Origin of the sequence: Nitratireductor pacificus pht-3B, assembly GCF_000300335.1 — a bacterium.
Taxonomy (GTDB): Bacteria; Pseudomonadota; Alphaproteobacteria; order Rhizobiales; family Rhizobiaceae; genus Nitratireductor; species Nitratireductor pacificus.
In genome coordinates this window covers 1-23,202 of record NZ_AMRM01000029.1, presented here as the reverse complement: position 1 = coordinate 23,202, position 23,202 = coordinate 1, and the positions used below count along the sequence as shown (strand labels likewise).

Below are 23,202 nucleotides of genomic sequence, written 5' to 3'. Positions count from 1 at the left end.
AACGACAGATCGTTTACATAAACAAAAACACCTGACGCGAGGTGGAAAGCGAGCTTTCCATTGCCGTAGATCGCGACGCATCGGAGCATGTCGCTACTGGAGGCACGGCCGGGGAACAGCCATTTCCGCAATTTAAAATAATAATTACAGATATTTACTGATGTAAATGGAACTTTTATCAACGATATCAATACACCGCGAGTTCACACGCGCTGATTGAAGAAATCTACAAACTTTCGCCTCATTCTCATCCAAATACCATCCGTTTAATACACCTATAGGTGTTGCCTTATACGGTAGACGTGTGCAAACAGTCTATCGCGCCATGCCGCCGCTGATGGCGGTTGGCGCGGACGACACCGCCCGAGCGGCGTGAAGTGTAAGGGCCGAGACAGTTATCTGGAGAGTAATAGTGAATATGACGAACCCAACGGCCGAATGTGAGAACACCACCGACATCGAGCAGGAATGCATGGAAGTATTCACCGCCGGAAGCGATTTACCGCCAATGGCGACGGCCATCGGCTACAAGCTTCGCCGCGCCCAACTGCTCGTGTTTCAGGATTTCCACGAGACATTCGCGCCGCTGAAGCTTCGCCCGACCGAGTTCGCTGTTCTTGCCCTGATCGCCGCCCATCCCGGCCAGAAGCAGACCGAGATCGCCCACCAGCTCGGCATCAAGCGCGCGAACTTCGTCGCGCTGATGGACGGCCTCGAGAACAGGGGACTGGCCGAACGCCGCAAGGGCGATATCGACCGTCGTTCGCACTCGCTGCATCTGACCGAGAAGGGCGCCGCCTTCGTCTGCCAGATGACCGAGCTATGGCGACGGCACGAGACGAAGGTGGTCAGGCAATTGGGGGGAGAGGAGAACCGCGACATGCTGATCCAGCTGCTCGATCGCCTGCTCGGTACCTGCGACGCCGGAGCGCAAGCCCGATACCTGGCTGAACGTTGACGTAAACGTAATTCCGTGGCTAGCTCCCCCCGGCTTCGGGGGCAGATACCGCGGTCACGCCTCGAGGCGTTCTCCAGCACTGAAGACCCGTTGCAGCCATATCGTTCCAAGAGGAGACAGACAATGGGAATGGAAGCGATCGCCGAGAAGATCAAGGCGCGCATCGCCGGCTCGGACTTCAGTCGCTCGGTCAAGTTCGATTGCGGCGCCGACGGCGTCGTGGTGCTCGACGGCACGAGCGTATCGACGCAGAACGCGGCTGCCGACTGTGTCATCAGCCTCTCCAGGGACGACCTGGAAGCGATGGTCGCGGGGGAACTCTCCCCCACCGCCGCTTTCATGCAGGGCAAGCTGAAGGTCGATGGCGACATGTCGGTCGCCATGCAACTCAGCCAGGTACTCTAAAGCGCTGTGCAGTCAGGTGGATTCACCTGACGCCCGCAAGAACGCGGAAGAATGAAGAGATAGACCCGTTCAGCGCTGCTGTGAAACGTTGAACGGGTCTAGCGACTATCCCTGCCGGGCGACAGGGACAGTCCTCGCCCAAACGGCCGCACCTTGCGGCAAGCAGATGGCTGAAGCCTGCCGAGATCGCCGGACCTCAACGGATGGCGCAGATGTGAAAAGACAGGACGGCTCGTCGACACCGTGAGACGGCGAACCGCTCCGCGACGGCGTGGTCGGCCCATTTCAGGCCGCCATGCGGCGCAGGGATCGCGCGGGCAATGCCCGGCGTCCTGATGCCTTCAGCGTTCCCGTCGCACCGTCCAGCGCGCCCTCGACCAGTTCCAGCGCCAGAAACCGCTCCCGTTCATAAGGTCCCGGCATGGCCAGGCATCCGGTCTTCAGTGCCGAAAAGCCGAAGCGCGCATAATAGGGCGCATCGCCGACGAGCAGGATCGCCCGGTGCTCGAGCCGCGCCGCCTCGGCAATCGCCTCGCGCATCAGCGCCGCGCCGACGCCCTGCCCGGCAAACGCCGCTTCCACAGCAAGCGGACCGAGCAGCAGCGCGGGAACGCCCTCGGCGCCGATCCGCACGTTCCACAGGCGCACCGTGCCGATGAGACGCTGCTCGCCGTCCCTCGCTACGAAAGCCAGGCCTTCGGCGGGCAGCCTGCCCCGGCGGATCTTCTCGGACGATTTGCGCTTGCGACCGGGTCCCATGACACGGTCGAGCAGCGCCTCGCGCGCGGCAGCGTCGAACGCGCCTTCCTGCGCGATGACAAAGTCGGCGGCGGGCACGCCGCTCCCAACGGGATTCTGCATTGTCGTCTTCCTTCAGACCGGCAAAACCGGTGCCGCACCCGAGGCGCGGCACAGCATCAACGGCGGGCCTTCCCGCTCAGATCACGTAGGATCGGAGCGGCTCGAACCCGTTGAAGGCGACCGAAGCGTAGGTCGTCGTATAGGCGCCCGTCCCCTCGATCAGCACCTCGTCGCCGATCGTCAGCGACAGGGGCAGCGGATAGGGCGTCTTCTCGTACATCACGTCAGCCGAATCGCAGGTCGGGCCGGCCAGCACGCAGGGCGCGGTGGTATCGCCGTCGCGCGGCGTGACCAGCGGATAGCGGATCGCCTCGTCCATCGTCTCGGCGAGACCGCCGAACTTGCCGATATCGAGATAGACCCAGCGCACATTGTCGTTGTCCGCCTTCTTCGAGATGAGGACGACCTCCGATTTGATGACGCCGGCATTGCCGACCATGCCGCGGCCCGGCTCGATGATGGTCTCGGGAATGCGGTTGCCGAAATGCTTGCGCAGCGCCGAGAAGATGGCCTGGCCATAGGCCTGCGCCGCCGGCACGTCACGCAGGTAACGCGTCGGGAAACCGCCGCCCATGTTCACCATGCGCAGCACGATGCCCTCGTCGGCCAGCGTCGCGAAGACCTGGCGCGCATCGCCCAGCGCCCGGTCCCAGGCGGCCAGGTCGGTCTGCTGCGAACCCACATGGAAGGACACGCCATAGGCGTCGAGGCCGAGCGCGCGGGCATGGCGCAACACATCGACGGCCATAGCCGGCACGCAGCCGAACTTGCGCGACAGCGGCCATTCGGCGCCGGCGCCGTCCGTCAGGACGCGGCAGAACACGCGCGCTCCAGGGGCCGCGCGGGCGATCTTCTCCACTTCCTCGACGCTGTCCACGGCGAACAGGCGGATGCCGAGGTCGAAGGCGCGCGCGATGTCGCGCTCCTTCTTGATCGTGTTGCCGTAGGAGATGCGGTCGGCGGTGGCGCCGGCATTTAGCGCCATCTCGATCTCGGCGACGGAAGCGGTATCGAAGGACGAGCCGAGCTGCGCCAGAAGACGCAGGATCTCCGGGGCCGGGTTGGCCTTCACGGCATAGTAGATCTTGGAATCCGGCAGCGCCTTCTCGAAGGCACAGAAATTGTCGCGGACCACATCGAGGTCGACGACGAGGCAGGGGCCGTCGGGACGTCGGGTGGCGAGAAAGTCGAGGATGCGCTGCGTGGCCATCATGTCTCTCCATTGGCGGCGCTGCGCGCCGCATCACTGAAGCTCAAATCTGCGGTCGGAAATCGATCGACCGCGGTGGACAAAGGGCGCGATGACGCACATCGATGGACCGGCAGGTGGAGGCACCGGAACCAGGACATGCGGCGACGCGCAGCTGTGCGTTCCCGCCTTGCGGCGAATACGCGCTTTGTCTGCCTCAGCTTTGGTATGGGAGATCCCTACCGCACTGCCGGCAATGAAGGTGTGCCTCTTCAGTAATCCCGATTTTTGGACAATCGGGAGACACCAGAAAGGCCCGCACCGTCGTTGCTTCAAGATGTCCTCGGTTTGGCGGTTGGCCGTCAGACCGACTGGAGCGGTTAAGTCCAGGTACCGTACCGGTTTCCTCGCCATATTCGAGGTCCGGCGGACACCCACAGGCACGTGCGACTTTGGGCAGCGCGGATATAGGCGCGTCCTCTGTCACAATCAATGAAAATTTCTGTGCCGCTTGAAAAAAAGAGACCGAAGGCCAACTTTGAACCCTACGATGAGACGGGAATGACGATGACCGGGACACGCGACACGCTGAATGCATTCCTCGATTATCCCGAAAGACCCGTTCTGTCGGCGACGGGAGGTCCCCTCGCCGGCCTGACGATGGGCGTCAAGGACATGTACGATGTCGCCGGCTATCCGACTGGCGGCGGAAATCCGGACCGCGAGACGGTGTCCGGCCCCGCCGCAGAGACCGCGCCCGCCATACAGGCGCTGCTCGACGCCGGGGCGCGCTTCCTCGGAAAGACACAGACCGACGAGCTCACCTATTCCATGATCGGGATGAACGCCCACTTCCCGGCCCCGGTCAACCGAGCAGCACCGCAGCGCGTGACGGGCGGCTCCTCGTCCGGGTCGGCCGCCGCGGTAGCAGGCGGCCTCGCCGACATCGCCGTCGGGTCGGACACCAATGGCTCGATTCGCATCCCGGCCTCCTTCTGCGGCCTGCTCGGCCTGCGCACCACCCATGGCCGCATCCCGTTGACCGGCGCGATGCCGCTGGCACCATCCTTCGACACGCTGGGCTGGTTCGCCGCCGATTCGACGGTCTATGCCAAGGTCGGCGAGGTGCTGCTCGGCGAGGACACGCACAAGACGCCGCTTGCCAAGCCGGTGCGCCTCGAAGCCCTCGAATCGCTCCTGTTCGGCGAGCAGGAACGCGAGGCCTATGCGGCAATGCTGCGCCAGGTCGTCCGCCACTTCGACCGGCAGCCCGCCTTCCTTGCGCTTCCCGAACCCCCGGATGTGCTGTTCGGGCATTTCAGGGCGATCCAGGCGTTTGAAGCATGGCAGGCGCACGGCTCCTTCATCACGCAGGCAAAACCCGTTCTGGGACCCGGCGTCCGCGAGCGCTTCGCCTATGCGCGCGGCATCGGAAACGAGGCGCTGGAGAACGCGCGGCACGGCCGGCGGCGCCTCCAGCAGGAATTCTCCGCGCTTTTCGACGACGACATGGTGCTGGTCCTGCCGACGCAGCCGACCGCCGCGCCCCTGAAAAGCGCCACGCTCGAAGAACTCGATTCCTACCGTGCCCGGGCGCTGACGCTGACCGCCTTCGCCGGATTGCTCGGCTGGCCGCAGATCAGTATTCCTGTCGGCCAGGTACACGACGCGCCATTCGGCATCTCGCTGCTGGGACCGGCCGGCAGCGACCGGCAGCTCATCCGGCTGGCGGCCGAAATCCTCTCTGGAAACTGAAGGAAATCTCATTGGATACGCTCAGTCGCATGCGCGCCTTTGTCGATGTGGTGGACGCGGAAGGCTTTTCCGCGGCAGCGCGGAAGGGCGGCAAATCGAAGGCCCTCCTGTCGAAATACGTCCGCGAACTGGAGGACGAGCTCGGCGCGCTACTGCTGAACCGGACGACGCGCCAATTGTCGCTGACGGAGGCCGGCCATACCTATTTTGCCCGCGCGATCGAACTGCTGCGTGACATGGAAGACCTGGCCGACACCGTGCGCCAGTCCTCCGGCGATGTCAGGGGCCGGATCAAACTGTCCGCGCCGCGCACCTATGCGGATGCACCGATCGGCCAGTCGCTGATTGATTTCGCTAAGGCCAACCCGGACATCACGCTCGACATCAATCTGGACGACCGTTTCGTCGATCTGGTCGAGGAGGGTTTCGACCTGGCGATCCGCATCACCAAGCTCAGCGATTCGTCGCTGATCGCCAAGCGGCTCGCGCCGTTTCGCGTCGTCCTGTGCGCCTCGCCCGAACTGATCGCCCTGCACGGCACACCGTCCACACCGCAGGAACTGACGCATCTGCCCTGCATCGTCGACACCAATGGCCGCTACCGGCAGAACTGGCCGTTCCTCGATGAAAACGGAGAGACGATCAACGTCCCGGTGACCGGCCGGATCGAGGTCAACAGCCCTCTGACGGCGCGCGCGGCCGCCCTCTCCGGCCTGGGCTTTGCGATCCTGCCGGATTTCATCGCCGACCCGGAAATTTCCGCCGGAACCCTGGTGCCGCTTCTCGAAAAGAACAGCCCCGAGGGCGCCGGAATCTACGCCATCTACCCGCACCGCCGCTATCTGCCGGCGAAGGTCCGGGTCCTGGTGGACTATCTGGCGCGCTGGCTGAAGGAAAATTATCCCGCGGCATAGCGCGCCTGCGTCCAAATTTCGCCGGGTTCGTGCTAAAGCATTTTGCAGTCAGGTGGAATCGTCCCACGTCCGCACAGATGCGGAAAAACCAGGAGATGGAGCGTCCTCTTTGTGTGCCCGGACGGGCGCACGGCGCTCCTGACAAGCACACGACAGTCTCGCAGCGAGGGGTACGCATGCCGGTCCGGAAATCCATCCTGGTCAAAACCGCGACCGCAACCCTGATGGCGCTCACCGCTCCTGCGCTTTCCCATCCGCACATCTTCGCCGAAGCCCGCCTCGATATCACGATCGGCAAGGACCGAAACGTCGAGGCGCTACATCATGTCTGGCGTTTCGACGACCTGTTTTCGAGCACGGTGCTGGTCGAGTTCGACAAGAACCAGGACATGGCGCTCGACGCGGATGAGCTGAAGGACGTCGCCGACACGGTCCACGCATCCCTGGCGGACTACAACTATTTTCAGACCGTCACCCATGACGGCAAGGACGTGGACATGCGGGCGCCGGATCGGCTGATCGCCGATTTCGTCGACAACCAGCTGATCATCCTGTTCGAGACCAAACCGGATGCGGCTCTAACCCTGGACGGCAAGGTCGATTTCGCCGTCTACGACCCGACATTCTATACGGCCATCGATTTCCTGGAGGATGCCTATATGGCGGTCGAAGCCATGCCTGACGGCTGCAGCCGTGCCGTCATCCGCCCCGATGCGGAAGAGGCCATCGCCCAGAACCAGCAGACCCTCACCGAGGCGTTCTTCAACGATCCCACCGGCAACGATCTGAGCAAGATCTTCGCCACCCGCCTGGAGATCACCTGCGGCAGGGACAGCTGAACGATGCGCACCATCATCGGCAATACCGGTCACGCCCGGCGCCTCGCTCTGGGCGCCGCAGCGCTCGGCATCGTCCTGCTTCTCGCCGGCGGCGCGCTGGCGCAAAGCTCGCTTGGCATCGGCACGGCGGAGCCCTCGATCAAGCCCTTCGGCCCCTTCGCCGGAACGCTGCAGTGGATCAACACGCAGCAGCAGGCCTTCTACCGCTTGCTGACGGGGGCCTTGAGAAGCATGCGCGACGAGAATGGCGCGCCGTGGCTGCTGATCGGCCTGTCCTTCGCCTATGGCGTCTTCCACGCCGCCGGTCCAGGGCACGGCAAGGCGGTGATCTCGTCCTACATGCTGGCCAATGAGGTCGCGCTGCGGCGCGGCGTCCTGCTGTCCTTCGCCTCGGCCCTGTTACAGGGTCTGACGGCGGTCCTGCTGATGAGCCTCGTCTTCCTGATCCTGCGGGGCACCTCTGTCTCGGCGACCGACGCGACCTGGTTCCTGGAGACCGTGAGCTTTGCGCTGATCGCGGCATTCGGCGCATGGCTTCTGTGGACCAAGCTGCGTCGGTTCCTGCGTCGCGAGCCACTCGCAGAGCCCGCGATGCACAGCCTCTCGGCGGCGTCCGCTCAGAGTGCAGCGCACCATCATGACCATGATCATGACCATCACGACCATCATCACGGTCATGACCACGGGCATCATCATCATCACGACCATCATCATGGGCATGATCACGGGCACGATCATGGACCGGACGAGGTCTGCTCCACCTGCGGGCATGTCCACGCACCCGACCCGTCCCGCCTCGCGGGCGACCGTCTGGACTGGAAGACCGCCGCCTCGGCCATCGCCGCCGTCGGCATCCGCCCCTGCTCCGGCGCGCTGATCGTCCTGACCTTCGCCTTCCTCAACGGGTTGTGGCTGGGTGGCGCCCTGTCGGTGCTGGCCATGTCCATCGGCACGGCGATCACCGTGTCGATCCTGGCGACGCTGGCGGTGACGGCGAAGAACTGGGCGGTCGCCCTGTCGGGCGGCGGTCGCTTCGGCACGGCCGTCCACAACACGATCGAGATCGGCGGCGCGGCGATGGTCCTGCTGCTCGGCCTGGCGCTTCTGGGCGCCAGCCTCAGCGCCTGATGCAGGTCATAGCGCTGCAGCCTCCTTTGCGCGTCTCACAAGACGCGCGGCGCTGCAAGGGGGATCAGTCGCGTTTTCTCTGAACCCGTGCGCGCAGCCAGAAGACCAGGAAGAAGGCGGCAACGAAGCCGACGGCGATGATGCCGGCAACCGTGGTCGAATAATCTCCGACCGCGAGCATGATGCGCGGCATCAGATAGGCCACGATCCCGAACCCGATCAGGATCAGCGCGGCGGCGATGGCTGACTTGCGATTTTCCGTCAATGGCTCTCACCCGTTGGCGCGCACCCGCCTCCGGTCGGGATGAGGCGGATGCGATGTTCGATGCGCTAGGCCCCTCACCGTTTCACAGAAACGTTGAACGGGACCATCTCTTTGTTCTTCCGCATTTATGCGGGTGTCAGGCGTTTCCACCTGACTGCAAAATGCCCTATCGCCCGATCAGGGTCTCAAGACGCACCTTCTGCCTGCCTTCCTTATCGAAATTGCCCGGATCAAGCCATGCGTCAAATGCACTTTTCAGCACCGGCCACTCACCGTCGAGGATCGAGAACCAGGCCGTGTCGCGGTTCTCGCCCTTGACCACCGCTTGCTGGCGGAAAACCCCCTCGAAGGTGAAGCCGAACCGCTCTGCGGCGCGCTTCGAGGGTTCGTTGCGATCGTTGCATTTCCACTCGTAGCGGCGGTAGCCGAGATCGTCGAAGACATGCCGCGCGAACAGGTAGAATGCCTCCGTCGCCCGCACGGACCGGGATATGGCAGGCCCCCAGTAGATGTTGCCGATCTCGATCGCACCGTTCGCGGGATCGATGCGCATCAGGGTCTGGCGACCGCCGGCCACGTTGGTTTCCTGATCGATCACCGCGAAATGCAACGGATCGGCGCTGGCCGCGGCGGCCTCGAGCCAGGGCTGGAACGAGGCCCTGTCCTGTGGCGGGTAGTCGTAGAGCCAGCGAAACCGGGTTTCGATGTCAGACACGCTCGAAGCGGCGAACAGGTCGTCGCCATGCCTTTCCGGATCGAGCGGCTCCAGGCGAACGGTTCGCCCCTCCAGCGTCTTCCGCTCAGGGCGCGGGCGTGCGGTCCAGGTGCTGAGGTCGGTTTGCATGCGGCGATCTCCGATCGTGTCTCGCTTCTGGAGAGCATGAAACGGAGGATCGCAAAAGGCCCAGCTCGCCCGTCAGGCCTGCGCCAGCGGTCGGTTTCCTGCGGTGAATTTTGAGGAGGCCTTAAACGGCCGGGGCGGCCATGGCTGGACCGCCCCGATACGAACCGTGCTTGGGAGGAGGAAAAGCCGATTCGATACGTGAATACTATCGGCAGTTCGTTAACGTTTACTTAACGGGATCGTTCAAATCGGCGTGATTTCGCCGCCCTCCCGGCTCAGCGCGTCACGATTTCCGGTCCCATCAGGCTGTAGGGAAGCCAGGTGGAGAGGATCGGCACATAGGTGATGATGATCAGGAAGACGAACAGGACCAGGACGAACGGCGCCGCGGCGCGCACCACCTGGAGCAGGCTCATCCCCGTTATCCCGCTGGTCACGAACAGGTTCAGCCCGATCGGCGGCGTTATCATGCCGATCTCCATGTTCACCACCATGATGATGCCGAGATGGACCGGGTCGACCCCGAGTTCCATGGCGATCGGGAATACCACCGGCGCCACGATCAGCAGGAGGCCGGAGGGTTCCATGAACTGGCCGCCGAGCAGCAGCAGGAGATTGACGGCGATCAGGAAGGTAAACCAGGTAAATCCGGCATCCACCATCACCCCGGTGATGGCCTGGGGAATCCGCTCCGCCGTCAGAACATGAGCGAACAGCAGCGCGTTGACGATGATGAACATCAGCATCACCGTGGTGCGCGCCGCATCAACGGTCACCTTGCGCGTGTCCTCGCTGTAGAAGGCGCGCAGGAAATTGCGTCCCATCAGCGCCAGATTGCGTCGCCAGATCGGCAGACTGGCCGCGAGCTGTCCGGGCAGCCCTGAAAGGCCCGTGTCGCCGCCCCGCCACAGGGCGTAGGCGATCATCACGGCGAGCGCGGCGGCAAGCCCGGTCAGCGCCCTGCCCTGCAGCGTCACCCCTTCCCACTCGGAGGTCAGGAAGAAGCTCATGATCATCCAGATGAAGAAGAACGCCAGCCCGTAGACGCTGGCCGAGAAGCCGACGCGGGCGCGCCTGGTGTCGCTCTCCAGAACCCAGCCGATGCCCTTCATCGGCCCCATATCGCGATAGACGAACAGCGCCACCGCGAAGGCATAGACCGCGGCGACAGCGGCCGCCTCCGTCGGCGTGAAGACGCCGCCATAGATGCCGCCGAGAATGATGATGATCAGGAACAGGCCCCAGCCCGCCTGCTTGCCGCCCTCGATGATCTCGCGGAAGCCTTTCCACTCCTCGGAAGGCAGGTTGCGCACGCGCGCCATCACGTAGATGGCGATCATCAGCATCAGGCCGGCGACGATGCCGGGCACCACGCCCGCAAGGAACATGCGCCCGACCGAGACGTCGGTTGCGGCCGAGTAGACGACCATGACGATCGAAGGCGGGATAAGGATGCCCAGCGTTCCCGCATTGGCAATGATGCCGGCGGCGAATTCCTTGGTGTAGCCCACCTGGCGCATGCCGGCGATGGCGATGGTGCCGATGGCGACGACGGTTGCGGGCGACGAACCGGAAAGGGCGGCGAACATCATGCAGGCGAGCACCGAGGCCATGGCCAGCCCGCCCTTGAAATGGCCGACAGAGGCGATGGCGAAACGGATGATGCGCCGCGCCACGCCGCCCGTCGACATGAACGCCGAAGCGAGCACGAAGAAGGGAATGGCCAGCAGCGTGTAGTTCTGCGAGGCAGTGAACAGCTGCAGCGCCACGGAGGACACCGAGTCCTGCGAGAAGAATGCGATGATCAGCAGCGAGGAAAGCCCCAGCGACACCGCCACGGGAACGCCGAGGAACAGCAGCGCGAGGACGAGGACAAACAGGATCGCGGGTTCCATCGCCCTACTCCTTCAGCGCGTCTTTGTTCTCGGCGACGAGATCTTCCGCCTCGTGGCCGGCGATGATCAGGTCGCGGCTGCCATTGGCGATGGCCGCCATGCCCTGCACGGCGCGGAAGGCGAGCAGCGCCAGGCCGATCGGCAGCATCAGATAGGCGACCCAGCGCTGTACCCGGTCCTGCAGGCCGAAGGTCTCCTGCATCCATTCGGGATAGCGCAGATCGTCGAGGCCTGTGCCCCGGTCGAACATGAAGGTCCAGTAACCGATGGCACCCGTCTGGCGCCAGTTGGTCGAGACCGGCGCACCGAAGAAGGTCAGCCAGCCGGCATAGAGGAGAATGAAAGCGTAAAGGAACACGCATAAGGCGCCGAAGAAGGCGATGGCGCGGAACACGCGCGGCGGCGCCATGCGGATCAGGGCATCGACGCCCAGATGAATGCCCTGCTTCACGCCGTAGCTCATGCCGAACAGGATCATCCATGCGAACAGGATGCGCGTCAGTTCGAGCGCGCCGCCCCAACCGCTGTTGAAGCCGTAGCGGGCGACCACCTGCGTGAAGGAGACGAATGTGATGGCCGCCAGGAGCAGCGCCAGAACGTTTTCCTCGAAACGCCCCACGGCCTCCGGATAACGGCGTTCGAGAGCGAACAGTACGGCCACCAGGGCCACCAGCCCCAGAACCGGCCAAAGCAGAGCCATGGAGTTCTCCTCGCGGGAAGACAAGCCGCGCTCCCCGTTCTCGGCCGAGAACGGGGAGCGTCTATTCCTGCGGACTAGCCGCGATCGACCGGATCAGTCGGATCAGGAACCGCTCGCGACAGCGGCATCGATCAGGTCCTTGCCGATATCGCCTTCGAACTTGGCCCAGACGGGCTTCATCGTCTCGACCCATTTGGCGCGCTGCTCGGGTGTCAGCTCGCGAATGGTGCCCTTGGCGTCAAGGATGTTCTGCCGGCAGGCCGCTTCCTGATTGGCGACCTCGTCATTGGCGGCGGCCGTCACTTCGTCGGCGATCTTGACGAACTGGTCGCGCACCGCCGGATCGAGCCCTTCGAGCCACTCCGTCGAGGTGACGAGAAGATAGGCGAGGAGCTGGTGGTTGGTCTCTGTGATGCCGTCCTGCACCTCGAAGAACTTCTGGGTGTAGATGTTGCACCAGCTGTTTTCCTGTCCGTCGACGACGCCGGTCTGGAGCGCGCCGTAGACTTCCTTGAAGGCCAGCTTCTGTGCCGAGGCGCCCATGGCCTCGATCATCGCCACGGCGACGTCGGACGTCTGCACGCGGAATTTCAGGCCGGATGCGTCCTGCGGCTCAAGCAGGGGCTTGCCTGCCGAGAACTGCTTCAGTCCGGACGACCAGAAGCCGAGACCGGTATAGCCTTCGCTCTCGGTGGCCTTGAGCAGTTCCTTGCCATCGTCCGAGGTGATGAAATTGTTCACCGCGTCCAGCGTCGGGAACAGGAAGGGCAGGTCGAACAGACGGTATTTCAGCGTATAGGCCTCGAACTTGGCGAGCGAGGGGGCGGCAAGCTGCACGTCGCCCAGCACCAGCGCTTCCATGACCTTGTCGTCGTCATAGAGCGTGGAGTTCGGGTAGACCTCCATGCAGGCCGTGCCGTTCATCTCGTCGTTGACGCGCTGCGCCAGAAGCTGCGCGGCATCGCCCTTGGGATGGCCCTTGTCCGCCACCACGTGGCTGAACTTGATGACCATTTCGCCGGAATCGCACTGGGCCTGCGCCTGCGTGGCGATTGCGGACAGGGCGAGCGCCGATAAGGTGCCGATCAGAAACTTCATGCTCTCCTCCACTCTGGTTGTTGCGCCCACCGCGCGATGGACGCCGCTGTCGTTGTCGGGGCAGGCGGCGCGACATGTCCCGGCCCTGCCCTCCACAGCTTTGGACGCCATCCTGTGCCACGGGGCGGACGAAATCAAGCGGAGCGGGATTCGCTCCGCCTTTTTGCATCTTATGCTTTAGTCGGAATAGTCGCGCTCGTCGGCGATCACCTTGCCGTCCCGGGGAAGGGAGCCCGGGGCTGCCAGATGCACGCGCCCGCCGACCTTGGTGATCTCGCGCAGGCTGGCTTCCACCGCGGCCAGATCGAGCGTTCCCTCCTCGGTCGGCTCCACATGCAGGGCCATCGCGTCGCCCGCGCCCTCGCGCGTCACCACCAGCCGCGCCCGGTCGATCGCGGCGTGGCGCTTCGCCAGTTCGGCGATCTGCTTCGGATCGACGAACATGCCTTTGACCTTGGTGCGCTGGTCGGCCCGTCCCATCCAGCCCTTGATGCGCATGTTGGTGCGGCCGCAGGGGCTCTGCCCCGGCAGGACCGCCGACAGATCCCCGGTGCCGAGCCGCACCAGCGGATAGGCCGGGTTGAGGCAGGTGACCACCAGCTCGCCCACCTCCCCCTCCGGCACTGGATCCCCGGTTCCCGGACGCACGATCTCGACGATCAGGTTCTCGTTGACCACCATACCCGGCAATGGATCGCCGTCGCGGTCAGCCGTCTCGTAGGCGATGACGCCGAACTCGGCGGTCGCATAGCACTGGAGCACCCTGACGCCGCGCGCCCGGTATTCCTCGCGCAGGGAGGGAAACAGCGCGCCGCCGGAGACAAGGCCCGTCCGGAAGGACGACAGGTCCCGGCCCGCCTGCTCTGCCCGGTCGAGCATGACCTTGAGGAAGTCCGGCGTGCCGGCATAGACATCCGGCCGCAGCGCCGCTGCCGCCTCGACCTGCATGTCGGTGTTGCCCGTGCCGGCAGGAAAGACCGTGCAGCCGAGCGCCCTTGCACCCGTATCGAGCACGAACCCGCCCGGCGTCATGTGATAGGAGAACGCATTGTGCACCCTTGCGCCGGGCCGCACGCCGGCGGCGAAGAAGGCGCGTGCCGCCTGCCAAGGATCGGCGCCCGCCCCCTGGACCTCCCAGATCGGTCCCGGCGACATGAACACCCTCGCGCCCTCCAGCGCATCGGGATTGACGAAACCGCCGAAGGGTGGGCGCGCCACCTGGCGCTCCAGCAGGTCGGGCTTGCGCAGCACCGGCAGGGCGGCCAGCTTTTCACGGCCGGTAACGGCCTGGAGATCAATGCCGGCGAGCCATTCGGCCAGTCCGTCGGCCCTGGCGACGGCTTCCTCCAGAAAGCCTGGCAACCGGTCGAAGAGTTCGCGCTCGCGCTCCGCCGGATCGCGGATTTCCAGCGCATCGAAATGCGGTGCCATTGCTCCTCCCAGAGTTTTTTGCAGGTTTATCGCAGCAATCGCACCCATCGGGCAAGGTTGACGAGCGAAATGAGGGCCGCAGCGAGATAGGTCAGCGCCGCCGCGCGTAGGACCGAGCGCACTGCCGGCAGGTCCGCCCGGGCGACATAGTTCCCTTCTTCGAGAATGGGCAGCGCCTTGCCGAAGCTGGCGTCGAATTCGATCGGCAGGGTGACAAGCGTCACCACGACGCGAACGGCCAGAAGCGCCACGCCGACCAGGACGAGCGCGATCAGCGCCATCGGCGTCCGGGCGAAGATGGCGAGGATCGGAGCGGCGATGAAGAACAGTCCGGCGATGCGGTCCGTCTGGGCGGCGAGCGCCGCCAGCCTTTGCCAGAGCGTGAACGAACGCTCGCCCCGGTCGTCCTGCAGGGCATGCGAGACCTCGTGCGCGGCAACGGCCACCGCCGTCAGGGAGCGGCCGTTGAGATTGCGCTCGCCGAGGCGCACCGCCTTATCGCGGGGGTCGTAGTGATCGCCGCGGTCCGTGACCTCGACACGCACATGACCCAGGCCGAAACTGTCGAGGAGATGGCGCGCCAGCTCGCCGCCCGTGCCGGGTATGTCCGGCCGGTCAGCGGCGTGGCGTGAGAATGTCAGCCGCACGAGAAGCTGCGGCAGGACGATGGCGGCAAGAAGCGCAAGGCCGGCAAGGGCGATCAGCATCCCTGGCGCTCCGGCCTCACGAATGCCCGGTCAGGAAACGCCGGCGCTGCGCGTGAGCACGAAATTGGTGCCGTTGGCGAGCGTGCAGTTCATCTGGCTGGTGTTTGCCAGAAGGCAGGTCGCCGACGTGTTCTGCTGGCTCTTCAGCGAATAGAAGGACAGGTCGATCGTCCGCTGGTCGCGGTGCGTGTAGGAGCCTTCCGTCAGCGTTTCGCCGGTCTGCAGCGAGCGCGAACTGAAACGGCCGCTCTGCAGGGTCGAAACGGCAACGCCGTCCGTGCCCATCCACTGCCCCTCGACGCCCGTCTGCCGGACGACCTGCCGGCCGCCGTCGGGAAAATCGGTCTGACAGCCTGCCACGGCCAGAGCCGCGGCCACGGCGCCCAGCGTGAAAAGGTTACGTGCCTTCATCCTATCGACCTCCAATCGCGCGCCGGAAGACCGGCAGCGCACCGCATTTCGAAGTCATGCTGCGCGCATAACAATACAATCGAACACTGTTTCAATCGCTCGATTTTGGAGCCAATGCAAGAACGCGACAGCGCGCGGGCCCTAACGCACGAGAATGTTGCGGAACTGCCACGGGTCGCTTTCGTCGATATCCTCCGGGAAGAGACCGGGGCGCCCGTCGAGCGGCGTCCAGTCCGTATAGTAACCCTTGACGGGTCCGAGATAGGGCATCTGAACCTCCAGGCAGCGGCGGTAATCGACCTCGTCGGCCTCGACGATGCCCGCTTCCGGGTTTTCCAGCGCCCAGACCATGCCGGCCAGAACGGCCGAGGTCACCTGCAGGCCCGTCGCGTTCTGGTAGGGCGCCAGCGTCCGCGCCTCCTCCAGCGAAAGCTGCGAACCGTACCAGTAGGCGTTCTTCTCGTGGCCATAGAGGAGAACGCCCAGCTCGTCGATGCCGTCCACCAGCTCGGTCTCATCGAGCACGTGCTGCACCGGCTGCGCCTTGCCGGCCGCGCCGAACATCTCGTTGAGCGACAGCACCGCGTCATTGCACGGATGATAGGCGTAGTGGCAGGTCGGCCGGTAGCTGAGCTTGCCCTTCTTGTCGCGCACCGTGAAGTAGTCGGCGATGGAAATCGCCTCGTTGTGGGTGACCAGCAGTCCGTATTGCGGGCCGGGCGTCGGGCACCAGCTGCGCACGCGCGTGTTGCCGCCGGGCTGCTCCAAATAGATCGCGGCCTTGTGGCCCTTCTTCTGCTTGCGGGCGTTCTTCGGCATCCAGTTTTCGTGGGTACCCCAGCCGAGTTCGGCCGGCTGCAGACCCTCGGCGATGAAGCCCTCGACCGACCACGTGTTCCAGAACACGTTCATCGGCTTCGGCTTCTTGGTGCGCTGCGTGTCGCGCTCGGCGATGTGAATGCCCTTCACGCCGCATTTCTTCATCAGCCTGGCCCAGCCTTCGCGGTCGTCGGGGCCGGGTTCCTCGAAGTCGAGCTTCAGGTCGTTCGCCAGATTGACCAGGCCGCGTTTGACGAACCAGGAGACCATACCGGGATTGGCGCCGCAGGTGGAGACCGCGGTCGTGCCGCCGGGGTTTTTCGCCTTCTCCTGCCGCACCGTCTCGCGCAGCGCGTAATTGGTGCGCGACGCATTGTCGGCCTTGTCGTCGAAATAGAAGCCGAGCCATGGCTCGACCACCGTATCGACATAAAGGACGCCGAGCTTGCGGCACAGCTTGATGAGATCGAGCGACGACGTGTCGACCGACAGGTTGACGCAGAAGCCCTGGCCCTTGCCCTCGGTCAGGAGCGGCTTCAGGAGGTCCTTGTAATTGTCCTTGGTGACATGCGCCTGGACGTAGCGGATGCCCCGCTCGTCGAGCAGCTTGCGGTCCGTGTCGACCGGATCGATGACGACCATGCGCGCCTTGTCGAACTTCAGGTGGCGCTCGATGAGCGGCAGCGTGCCGCGGCCGATGGAGCCAAATCCGATCATGACGATCGGACCGGTGATTTCGCCATGGATGGGCCAGTCTTTCGCAGCCATTACGCGCCTTTCCTATAACAACGGTCCTGAGCCTCAAAACACAGAACGATGTCACAATAAAGCGCAAACCTCTGCCGCCGGACGACAGAGCTTGTCACTCCTTGAGCGCGTCCAGCCCCGGAACGGTCTTCGAGGCGACGAATTCAGTGATCTCGTAGGCGGCGAGATTGTGGACTGCGAACGGATCTTCGCGAAGGCATCGTTCGAGGGCGGCACGCTCGCCCTGCGCCAGAATGACGCCGCCCGTGCGCGGAACCTTGCGGCCCGAGGCGAGGAAGATGCCCGCCTCGTAGCTTTGTTCGAGCCACGCCATATGGGCCGGAACATGCGGTTCGACCTCCTCGAGAGGAACGATGTAACTCAGTGAAACGACATACATCCGCGTTCTCTTTTCTGGTTGGACGAGCGGTCAGCGCGCTTGCGGCATCCCGGCGAAGCGCGCCTTCAGAAGCGCTTCTTCATATTCGCTTTCGGCGGTCGAATCGTAGACCACACCTCCCCCGACATTGAAGACGGCCTCCCCGTCGGGAAAGAGCGAAACCGTGCGGATCGCCACATTGAAGCGCATCCGACCATCGGGCGCCGCCCAGCCGATCGCCCCGCAATAGGCCTCGCGCGGCGCATCCTCCAGGTCGCGCAGGATCTCCATCGCCCGGATCTTGGGCGCTCCGGTCACCGAACCGCAGGGGAAGAGCGCGGAGAAGATGTCCCGCAGGCCGGGGCTGCCCGAGAGGCGGGCGCGCACGCGGCTGACCATCTGGTGGACCGTCGGATAGGTCTCAACGTGAAAGAGCTGCGGCACGTCGAGCGTCCCGACCACGCAGAGGCGCGAAATGTCGTTGCGCAGCAGATCGACGATCATGCGGTTTTCCGCCTGGTTCTTCGGGTCGTTGCGCAGAAATTCCTTCAGCGCCGCATCCTCGGCGGGCGTCGCGCCGCGCGGCGCGGTGCCCTTCATCGGCAAAGTGTCGATCCACCCGTCGTCCGAGACCTCGAAGAACAGTTCCGGTGATCGCGAAACGATGACCGGCCAGCCGAGATCGACCAGCGCGCCGTGCCGCACCGGCTGTTGCCCGCCGAGCGCGTCGAAGAGCGCCGCCGGCGTGCCGCGCCAGCGCGCGGAGATCGGGAAGGTCAGATTGGCCTGATAGCAGTCGCCGACCATGAGATGCGCGTGGAGCCGTTCGAACCGCGGGCGGTAATCCTCGGCCCGCCAGAGCGGCCGGACATCGAAAAGCCCCGCCTGCCCGCCGCCGTCCAGTTCGGCGGCCGGCCGTTCGGCTGGCGGATCGAACACGCCGAACCGCAGCAGCGGCCCCCGCCGCTTCGCCGGCAGGAGCGGCGCCAGCTTCGGCTCCAGCAGATAGCCCGCCTCGTAGGAGAGATAACCGGCGACCCAGAAACCCTCGCGGCGCGCCGCTTCCGCCACTTCGAGCATGGAGAAGAACGCCGCGCCATCCCAGGCCTCCAGCAGCGCGCGCGGCCCGGAGAACAGCATCTCCGTGCCATCCGCGTCATTGCGGAACAGAACGAAAGGTTCGGTATCCGTCTGCACGGGACTGCCGCCGGGATTCCGATCAGCCGTCGAGCGCCTCGAGCTCGTCGATCAGGCCTTCGATCACCGAAAGCCCCTTGCTCCAGAAGTCCGGATCGGCGGCGTCGAGGCCGAAGGGTTGCAGAAGCTCGGAATGATGCTTCGTGCCGCCCGCCTCCAGCATGGCGAAATACTTGTCCTGAAAACCGTCCGGCGCCTGCCGGTAGACCGCGAACAGCGAATTGACCAGGCAATCGCCGAACGCATAAGCGTAGACGTAGAACGGCGAATGGATGAAATGCGGGATATAGGCCCAGAAGGTCTCGTAACCCTCCCGCAGATGCACTGCCGGGCCGAGGCATTCGGCCTGCACTTCGAGCCACAGCGCGCCGATCTGGTCGGAGGTGAGTTCGCCGTCGCTGCGCCGCTTCGTGTGCACCCGGCGCTCGAACTCGTAGAACGCGATCTGCCGAACAACCGTGTTCAGCATGTCCTCGACCTTCTGCGCCAGCATCGCCTTGCGCTCGCGCGGCTCGGTCGTCTGCGCGAGCAGCGACTGGAAGGTCAGCATCTCGCCGAACACGGACGCGGTCTCGGCGAGCGTCAGAGGCGTCGGCGCCATCAGCGCGCCCTGCCGCGCCGCCAGCACCTGATGGATGCCGTGCCCCATCTCGTGCGCCAGCGTCATCACGTCGCGTGGCTTGCCCTGATAGTTGAGCAGCAGATAAGGATGCGCCGAAGGCACGGTCGGATGCGCGAAGGCGCCGGGCGACTTGCCGGGCCGGACCGGCGCATCGATCCAGTTCTGCGTAAAGAACCGGTCGGCGATCTCGGCCATTTCCGGCGCGAAGCCGCTATAGGCGTCGAGCACCGTCTTCCTGGCTTCCGCCCAGCCAATCACCGCCTGCGGCGTCTCGGGCAGCGGGGCGTTGCGGTCCCAGTGACTGAGCCGCTCCATGCCGAGCCAGCGCGCCTTCATCGCGTAATAGCGGTGCGACAGGCACGGATAGGCCTCGCGCACGGCCGCCGCCAGCGCATCCACCACCTTCTGCTCGACGCGGTTCGCCAGATGCCGCGACGCGGCGATGTCGTCGAAGCCACGCCAGCGGTCGGAGATTTCCTTGTCCTTGGCAAGCGTGTTGGTGATCAGCGTGAAGACGCGAAGATTGTTGCGGAAGGTCTCCGATAGTGCTTCGGCGGCCCGGCGCCGCTTCTCGCCATCGGCATCCTGCAGGAGGTTCAGCGTCTGCTCCAGCGCCAGCTCCTCGCCATCGACGGTGAAGCGCAGGCTGGTCATGGTCTCGTCGAAAAGCCGGTTCCAGGCGCCGCGGCCGGTCACCGACTTCTCGTGGAAGAGCTGCTCGATCCTGTCCTCGAGCTGGAAGGGCTTGTCGCGCCGGATGTCGAGCACCCAGGGCCGGTAGCGCGCAAGGGTCGCATCCGCCGCGAGCGCCGCGTCGATCAGCGCGTCGTCGATCTTGTTCAGTTCCAGCGTGAAAAAGATCAGGTGGGCGCTGGCGTCCGTCAGCTTCTCCTGCACATCGCCGTAAAGCTTGGCGCGCTTCGGATCGGACGTGTCGCCGGCATAGAGCAGGCCGGCATAGGAGACGATCCGCCCCATCAGTTCCTCGAGCGCCTCATAGGCGGCGACCGCCTCGCCGAGACGGCCGGAGGGACCCTTGCCCGCCTCGTCAGCGAGCTTCCCCTTCCAGGCGGTTTCGAACCCGGCGGCCTCTGCCGCGGCCCGGTCGAGGTCGCGCACCAGTTCGGGCGCGTCGAGCGCCGGATACAAGTCGGAAAGGTCCCACTCGGGCAGGTCGCCGAGCCCCGTTTCGGCGGGCGCCGAGGCAAGCGCCGCCTCCGTTGCCGCATGATGCGCGCCTGTGCCTGGAATATGGGCCATAAAGGTCCTCGTCTGTGCAGGGTCCGTCGGTTTCCGCGGCGAGGAAAGGTTTCGTTCACCGGGATTCTTGAACCCTTGTTTAGAAGCCTATGCCATTTTGTTCCAGTCCGATCACCGCAACAGCACCGGATATCGTAGCGCCATTGCATAAATGCGACATGTCTCAATCCGTTCTCATCGTCGATGACGACCCGGTCCAGCGCAGGCTGCTGCAGGCGGCGGTGGAGAAGCTCGGCCATGCGCCGCTTCTGGCGGAGGACGGTCAGGCCGCGCTCGGCTTCCTTGAGACGAAGGAAGACCGCCCCGGCGCCGTGATCCTCGACCTGATGATGCCGCGGATGAGCGGCCTCGACGTGATGCGCCATATGCGCGACGAGGACATCGACATTCCGGTCATCGTCCAGACCTCCCGCGGCAGCATCGACACCGCCGTGGAAGCGATGCGCGCCGGCGCGTTCGACTTCATCGTCAAGCCCGTGGCCCCGGCGCGGCTAGGAACGGCCATCGGCAACGCCCTGAAACTGGCCGCGATGGAGAGCCGCCAGCGCAAGGCGAAGAAGACGGCGGCCGACTTTTCCTTCAGGACGCTGGCCACCAACAGCCCGGCCATGCGGCGCGTCATCGAACTCGGCCAGAAGGCGGCCGCGACCGACATTCCGATCCTCATCGAAGGAGAATCCGGCGTCGGCAAGGAGCTGATCGCCCGCGCCATCCAGGCGGCCGGCGAACGACGACGCAAGCCTTTCGTCACCGTCAATTGCGGCGCGATCCCGGATACGCTGGTCGAGAGCATCCTGTTCGGCCACGAAAAGGGCGCCTTCACCGGTGCGACCGAGAAGCATACCGGCAAGTTCGTCGAGGCCGACAGCGGCACGCTGTTCCTCGACGAGATCGGCGATCTGCCGCTCGACGTCCAGGTAAAACTCCTGCGCGCCGTGCAGGAGGGCGAGGTCGATCCGGTCGGCGGGCGCGGCACGCGCAAGGTCGATATCCGGCTGATCTCGGCCACCAACCGCGACCTGATCGGGCGGGTGAAGGACAAGCAGTTCCGCGAGGATCTCTACTACCGGCTGAACGTCTTCCCGATCATGGTGCCGCCGCTGCGCGACCGCAAGGAAGACATTCCTCTCCTCGTCCAGGAATTCATCGCCCGCTTCTCCAACAGCCATCAACGGCGCATCACGGGCATTTCCCGCGCAGCGCTGGACCTCCTCGCCGCCCATGACTGGCCGGGCAACATCCGGCAGCTGGAGAACGCCGTCTTCCGGGCCGTGGTCCTGTGTGAGAACGGCATGCTCGGCGTCGAGGATTTTCCGCAGGTCCGCGCCCAGGTCGAAGGGATCGACCCCCAGCCCGCCGATGCGCCCGATACCCCGGGGGAAACGTCGGCCGGAGCATCCGGCGATGATTCTCCCGCCCAGGCATCCCTGCCGGAGGGTTTTCTGCGCGGTCTTGACGAGGGCGGCAATGTGAGACCGCTGGAAGCGGTTGAAAACGAGCTGATCCGGATGGCGATCGACCACTACAACGGACAGATGAGCGAAGTCGCGCGCCGCCTCGGGATCGGCCGTTCGACGCTATATCGTAAGCTTCGGGAAATGGGGATCGACACTTCGGCGAAACCCTGAGCGGGAAAGACTTCGATCCAGCACGTCACTCCAAGAATGCCCGACCGCCGGATCGGCTCGCCCGGAAAGTCTTCTGGTCGATCAGGTGGTTGAACATGCCGGTTTTTCGGGGTATCCGACCGGCATCGGAGCCGCCGGCGCGTTAACCTGGCATTCACCATCGCGCCGTTCGTTGAATTTTGCCACGATCTCGCCACGCTCTTCGCGCATTCCTGCTTTAATAAGACCGGGTTAACCATTAGATTGGATATTCGGACGGTGGGAAAAATTACCGGGCTTCAGGCTCGGGGGACAAACACCAGCCTGCAAGGCCACGGATCTTGACACAAAACGACGTTGACGTTTCTGGATGGCGCTTGGCTTCATTCGCATGGGTGAAGCTTCTAGCCGGTATGATGATAGCAGTTGGCTTCCTGGCCGCTGCGACCCCGGCCGCCCAGGCCGAGACGCGCACGCTGAAGCTCTACTTCATCCACACCAAGGAACGCGCCGAGATCACCTACAAGCGCAATGGCCGTTACCTTCAGAGCGGCCTCAACGAGGTGAACCGTTTCCTGCGCGACTGGCGGCGCAACGAGCCGACGAAGATGAGCCCGCAGCTGCTCGATCTGCTCTGGGAGGTCTACCGCTCCGCCGGCGGGCGCGACTACATCCATGTCGTCTCCGCCTACCGTTCGCCGCAGACCAACTCGATGCTGCGCAGCCGCTCGAGCGGCGTCGCCAAGAAGAGCCAGCACATGCTCGGCAAGGCGATCGACTTCTACATTCCGGGCGTGAAGCTCTCCAGGCTGCGTGCCGCCGCGCTCAAGTACGAGGCGGGCGGCGTCGGCTACTATCCGCGCTCCGGCTCGCCCTTCATCCACATCGACGTCGGCGGCGTGCGCCACTGGCCGCGCATGAGCCGCAAGGAACTGATGGCCCTGTTCCCGGACGGCAAGACCATTCACGTGCCGACCGACGGCAAGCCGCTGCCCGGCTACAAGCAGGCGCTCGCCTCCTACGAGTCCCGCAAGCGCAGCGGCGGCACGGTCCAGATCGCCAGCGACAGCGGCAATCGCCGCAGCGGCGGCGGCCTTCTGGCCGCTCTCTTCGGCGGTGGAGCCGACGAGGAAGAGGATAACGCCGAATCGACAGCGCCGGCCGCCCGCCA

22 protein-coding genes are annotated in these 23,202 nt (G+C 64.6%); 8 read left to right on the top strand and 14 right to left on the bottom strand.

The window, feature by feature from the left end:
• Positions 1–508 precede the first annotated feature (508 nt).
• Together NA2_RS19630 and NA2_RS19625 are read left to right on the top strand one after the other, a co-directional pair.
• Complete coding sequence (locus tag NA2_RS19630; RefSeq protein ID WP_244423685.1) at positions 509–958, top strand: MarR family winged helix-turn-helix transcriptional regulator; 450 nt, start codon at positions 509–511, stop codon at positions 956–958.
• Positions 959–1,081: 123 nt separating this feature from the next.
• Complete coding sequence (locus NA2_RS19625; protein WP_040678711.1) at positions 1,082–1,363, top strand: SCP2 sterol-binding domain-containing protein; 282 nt, start codon at positions 1,082–1,084, stop codon at positions 1,361–1,363.
• Positions 1,364–1,648: 285 nt separating this feature from the next.
• Here NA2_RS19625 and NA2_RS19620 read toward each other — a convergent pair whose 3' ends face one another.
• Together NA2_RS19620 and odc2 are read right to left on the bottom strand one after the other, a co-directional pair.
• Positions 1,649–2,224: a GNAT family N-acetyltransferase gene (locus NA2_RS19620; RefSeq protein ID WP_008598972.1), complete on the bottom strand. Its 576-nt coding sequence runs from the start codon at positions 2,222–2,224 to the stop codon at positions 1,649–1,651.
• Positions 2,225–2,300: 76 nt separating this feature from the next.
• Positions 2,301–3,434 carry an ornithine/lysine decarboxylase gene (odc2, locus tag NA2_RS19615; protein WP_008598971.1) on the bottom strand — a complete coding sequence of 378 codons (1,134 nt, stop codon included), beginning with the start codon at positions 3,432–3,434 and terminating at the stop codon, positions 2,301–2,303.
• 546 nt (positions 3,435–3,980) lie between these two features.
• Between odc2 and NA2_RS19610 the strand changes: the two genes are divergently transcribed.
• The 4 genes from NA2_RS19610 to NA2_RS19595 all read left to right on the top strand — a co-directional run bounded on the left by NA2_RS19610 (position 3,981) and on the right by NA2_RS19595 (position 8,049).
• Positions 3,981–5,168 (top strand): amidase, encoded by a 1,188-nt coding sequence (locus tag NA2_RS19610; protein ID WP_040678729.1) that lies wholly within the window; start codon positions 3,981–3,983, stop codon positions 5,166–5,168.
• A gap of 11 nt (positions 5,169–5,179) precedes the next feature.
• Positions 5,180–6,082 (top strand): LysR family transcriptional regulator, encoded by a 903-nt coding sequence (locus NA2_RS19605; protein ID WP_008598968.1) that lies wholly within the window; start codon positions 5,180–5,182, stop codon positions 6,080–6,082.
• Between the two features lie 176 nt (positions 6,083–6,258).
• Positions 6,259–6,921 carry a DUF1007 family protein gene (locus NA2_RS19600; RefSeq protein ID WP_008598967.1) on the top strand — a complete coding sequence of 221 codons (663 nt, stop codon included), beginning with the start codon at positions 6,259–6,261 and terminating at the stop codon, positions 6,919–6,921.
• 3 nt (positions 6,922–6,924) lie between these two features.
• Positions 6,925–8,049 (top strand): nickel/cobalt transporter, encoded by a 1,125-nt coding sequence (locus NA2_RS19595; protein ID WP_008598966.1) that lies wholly within the window; start codon positions 6,925–6,927, stop codon positions 8,047–8,049.
• A 64-nt stretch (positions 8,050–8,113) separates the two neighbouring features.
• On the opposite strand, the gene NA2_RS19590 is transcribed toward NA2_RS19595, so the two are convergent.
• The 12 genes from NA2_RS19590 to NA2_RS19530 all read right to left on the bottom strand — a co-directional run bounded on the left by NA2_RS19590 (position 8,114) and on the right by NA2_RS19530 (position 20,424).
• Positions 8,114–8,314 (bottom strand): hypothetical protein, encoded by a 201-nt coding sequence (locus NA2_RS19590; protein WP_008598965.1) that lies wholly within the window; start codon positions 8,312–8,314, stop codon positions 8,114–8,116.
• A 166-nt stretch (positions 8,315–8,480) separates the two neighbouring features.
• Positions 8,481–9,158: a GNAT family N-acetyltransferase gene (locus NA2_RS19585; RefSeq protein WP_008598964.1), complete on the bottom strand. Its 678-nt coding sequence runs from the start codon at positions 9,156–9,158 to the stop codon at positions 8,481–8,483.
• A gap of 275 nt (positions 9,159–9,433) precedes the next feature.
• Positions 9,434–11,053, bottom strand: coding sequence for a TRAP transporter large permease (locus NA2_RS19580; RefSeq protein WP_008598963.1), 1,620 nt, complete (start codon positions 11,051–11,053; stop codon positions 9,434–9,436).
• A 4-nt stretch (positions 11,054–11,057) separates the two neighbouring features.
• A complete protein-coding gene (locus NA2_RS19575) occupies positions 11,058–11,753 on the bottom strand; it encodes a TRAP transporter small permease (protein ID WP_008598962.1) in 696 nt (231 codons plus the stop codon).
• Between the two features lie 102 nt (positions 11,754–11,855).
• Positions 11,856–12,851: a DctP family TRAP transporter solute-binding subunit gene (locus NA2_RS19570; protein WP_008598961.1), complete on the bottom strand. Its 996-nt coding sequence runs from the start codon at positions 12,849–12,851 to the stop codon at positions 11,856–11,858.
• A 177-nt stretch (positions 12,852–13,028) separates the two neighbouring features.
• Entirely contained in the window at positions 13,029–14,282 is a 1,254-nt protein-coding gene (locus tag NA2_RS19560) for a phenylacetate--CoA ligase family protein (protein WP_008598959.1), read from the bottom strand.
• A gap of 26 nt (positions 14,283–14,308) precedes the next feature.
• On the bottom strand, positions 14,309–14,989 hold the full coding sequence (locus tag NA2_RS19555) for a zinc metallopeptidase (protein WP_008598958.1): 681 nt from the start codon (positions 14,987–14,989) through the stop codon (positions 14,309–14,311).
• 30 nt (positions 14,990–15,019) lie between these two features.
• Entirely contained in the window at positions 15,020–15,400 is a 381-nt protein-coding gene (locus NA2_RS19550; RefSeq protein WP_008598957.1) for an Omp10 family outer membrane lipoprotein, read from the bottom strand.
• Positions 15,401–15,541: 141 nt separating this feature from the next.
• On the bottom strand, positions 15,542–16,987 hold the full coding sequence (locus NA2_RS19545; RefSeq protein ID WP_008598956.1) for a homospermidine synthase: 1,446 nt from the start codon (positions 16,985–16,987) through the stop codon (positions 15,542–15,544).
• Between the two features lie 94 nt (positions 16,988–17,081).
• Positions 17,082–17,366 carry a YciI family protein gene (locus tag NA2_RS19540; RefSeq protein ID WP_008598955.1) on the bottom strand — a complete coding sequence of 95 codons (285 nt, stop codon included), beginning with the start codon at positions 17,364–17,366 and terminating at the stop codon, positions 17,082–17,084.
• Between the two features lie 30 nt (positions 17,367–17,396).
• Positions 17,397–18,485 carry an aminodeoxychorismate synthase component I gene (locus tag NA2_RS19535; protein ID WP_051011697.1) on the bottom strand — a complete coding sequence of 363 codons (1,089 nt, stop codon included), beginning with the start codon at positions 18,483–18,485 and terminating at the stop codon, positions 17,397–17,399.
• A 79-nt stretch (positions 18,486–18,564) separates the two neighbouring features.
• The gene (locus tag NA2_RS19530; RefSeq protein WP_008598953.1) at positions 18,565–20,424 is read right to left on the bottom strand and encodes a M3 family oligoendopeptidase; all 1,860 of its coding nucleotides are present in this window, start codon (positions 20,422–20,424) and stop codon (positions 18,565–18,567) included.
• Positions 20,425–20,582: 158 nt separating this feature from the next.
• On the opposite strand from NA2_RS19530, the gene NA2_RS19525 reads away from it, so the two are divergent.
• Together NA2_RS19525 and mepK are read left to right on the top strand one after the other, a co-directional pair.
• On the top strand, positions 20,583–22,052 hold the full coding sequence (locus NA2_RS19525; RefSeq protein WP_008598952.1) for a sigma-54-dependent transcriptional regulator: 1,470 nt from the start codon (positions 20,583–20,585) through the stop codon (positions 22,050–22,052).
• A 395-nt stretch (positions 22,053–22,447) separates the two neighbouring features.
• Positions 22,448–23,202, top strand: a 755-nt coding sequence (gene mepK, locus NA2_RS19520; RefSeq protein WP_157188330.1) for a peptidoglycan L,D-endopeptidase MepK, incomplete at its 3' end; no start/stop codon positions are given.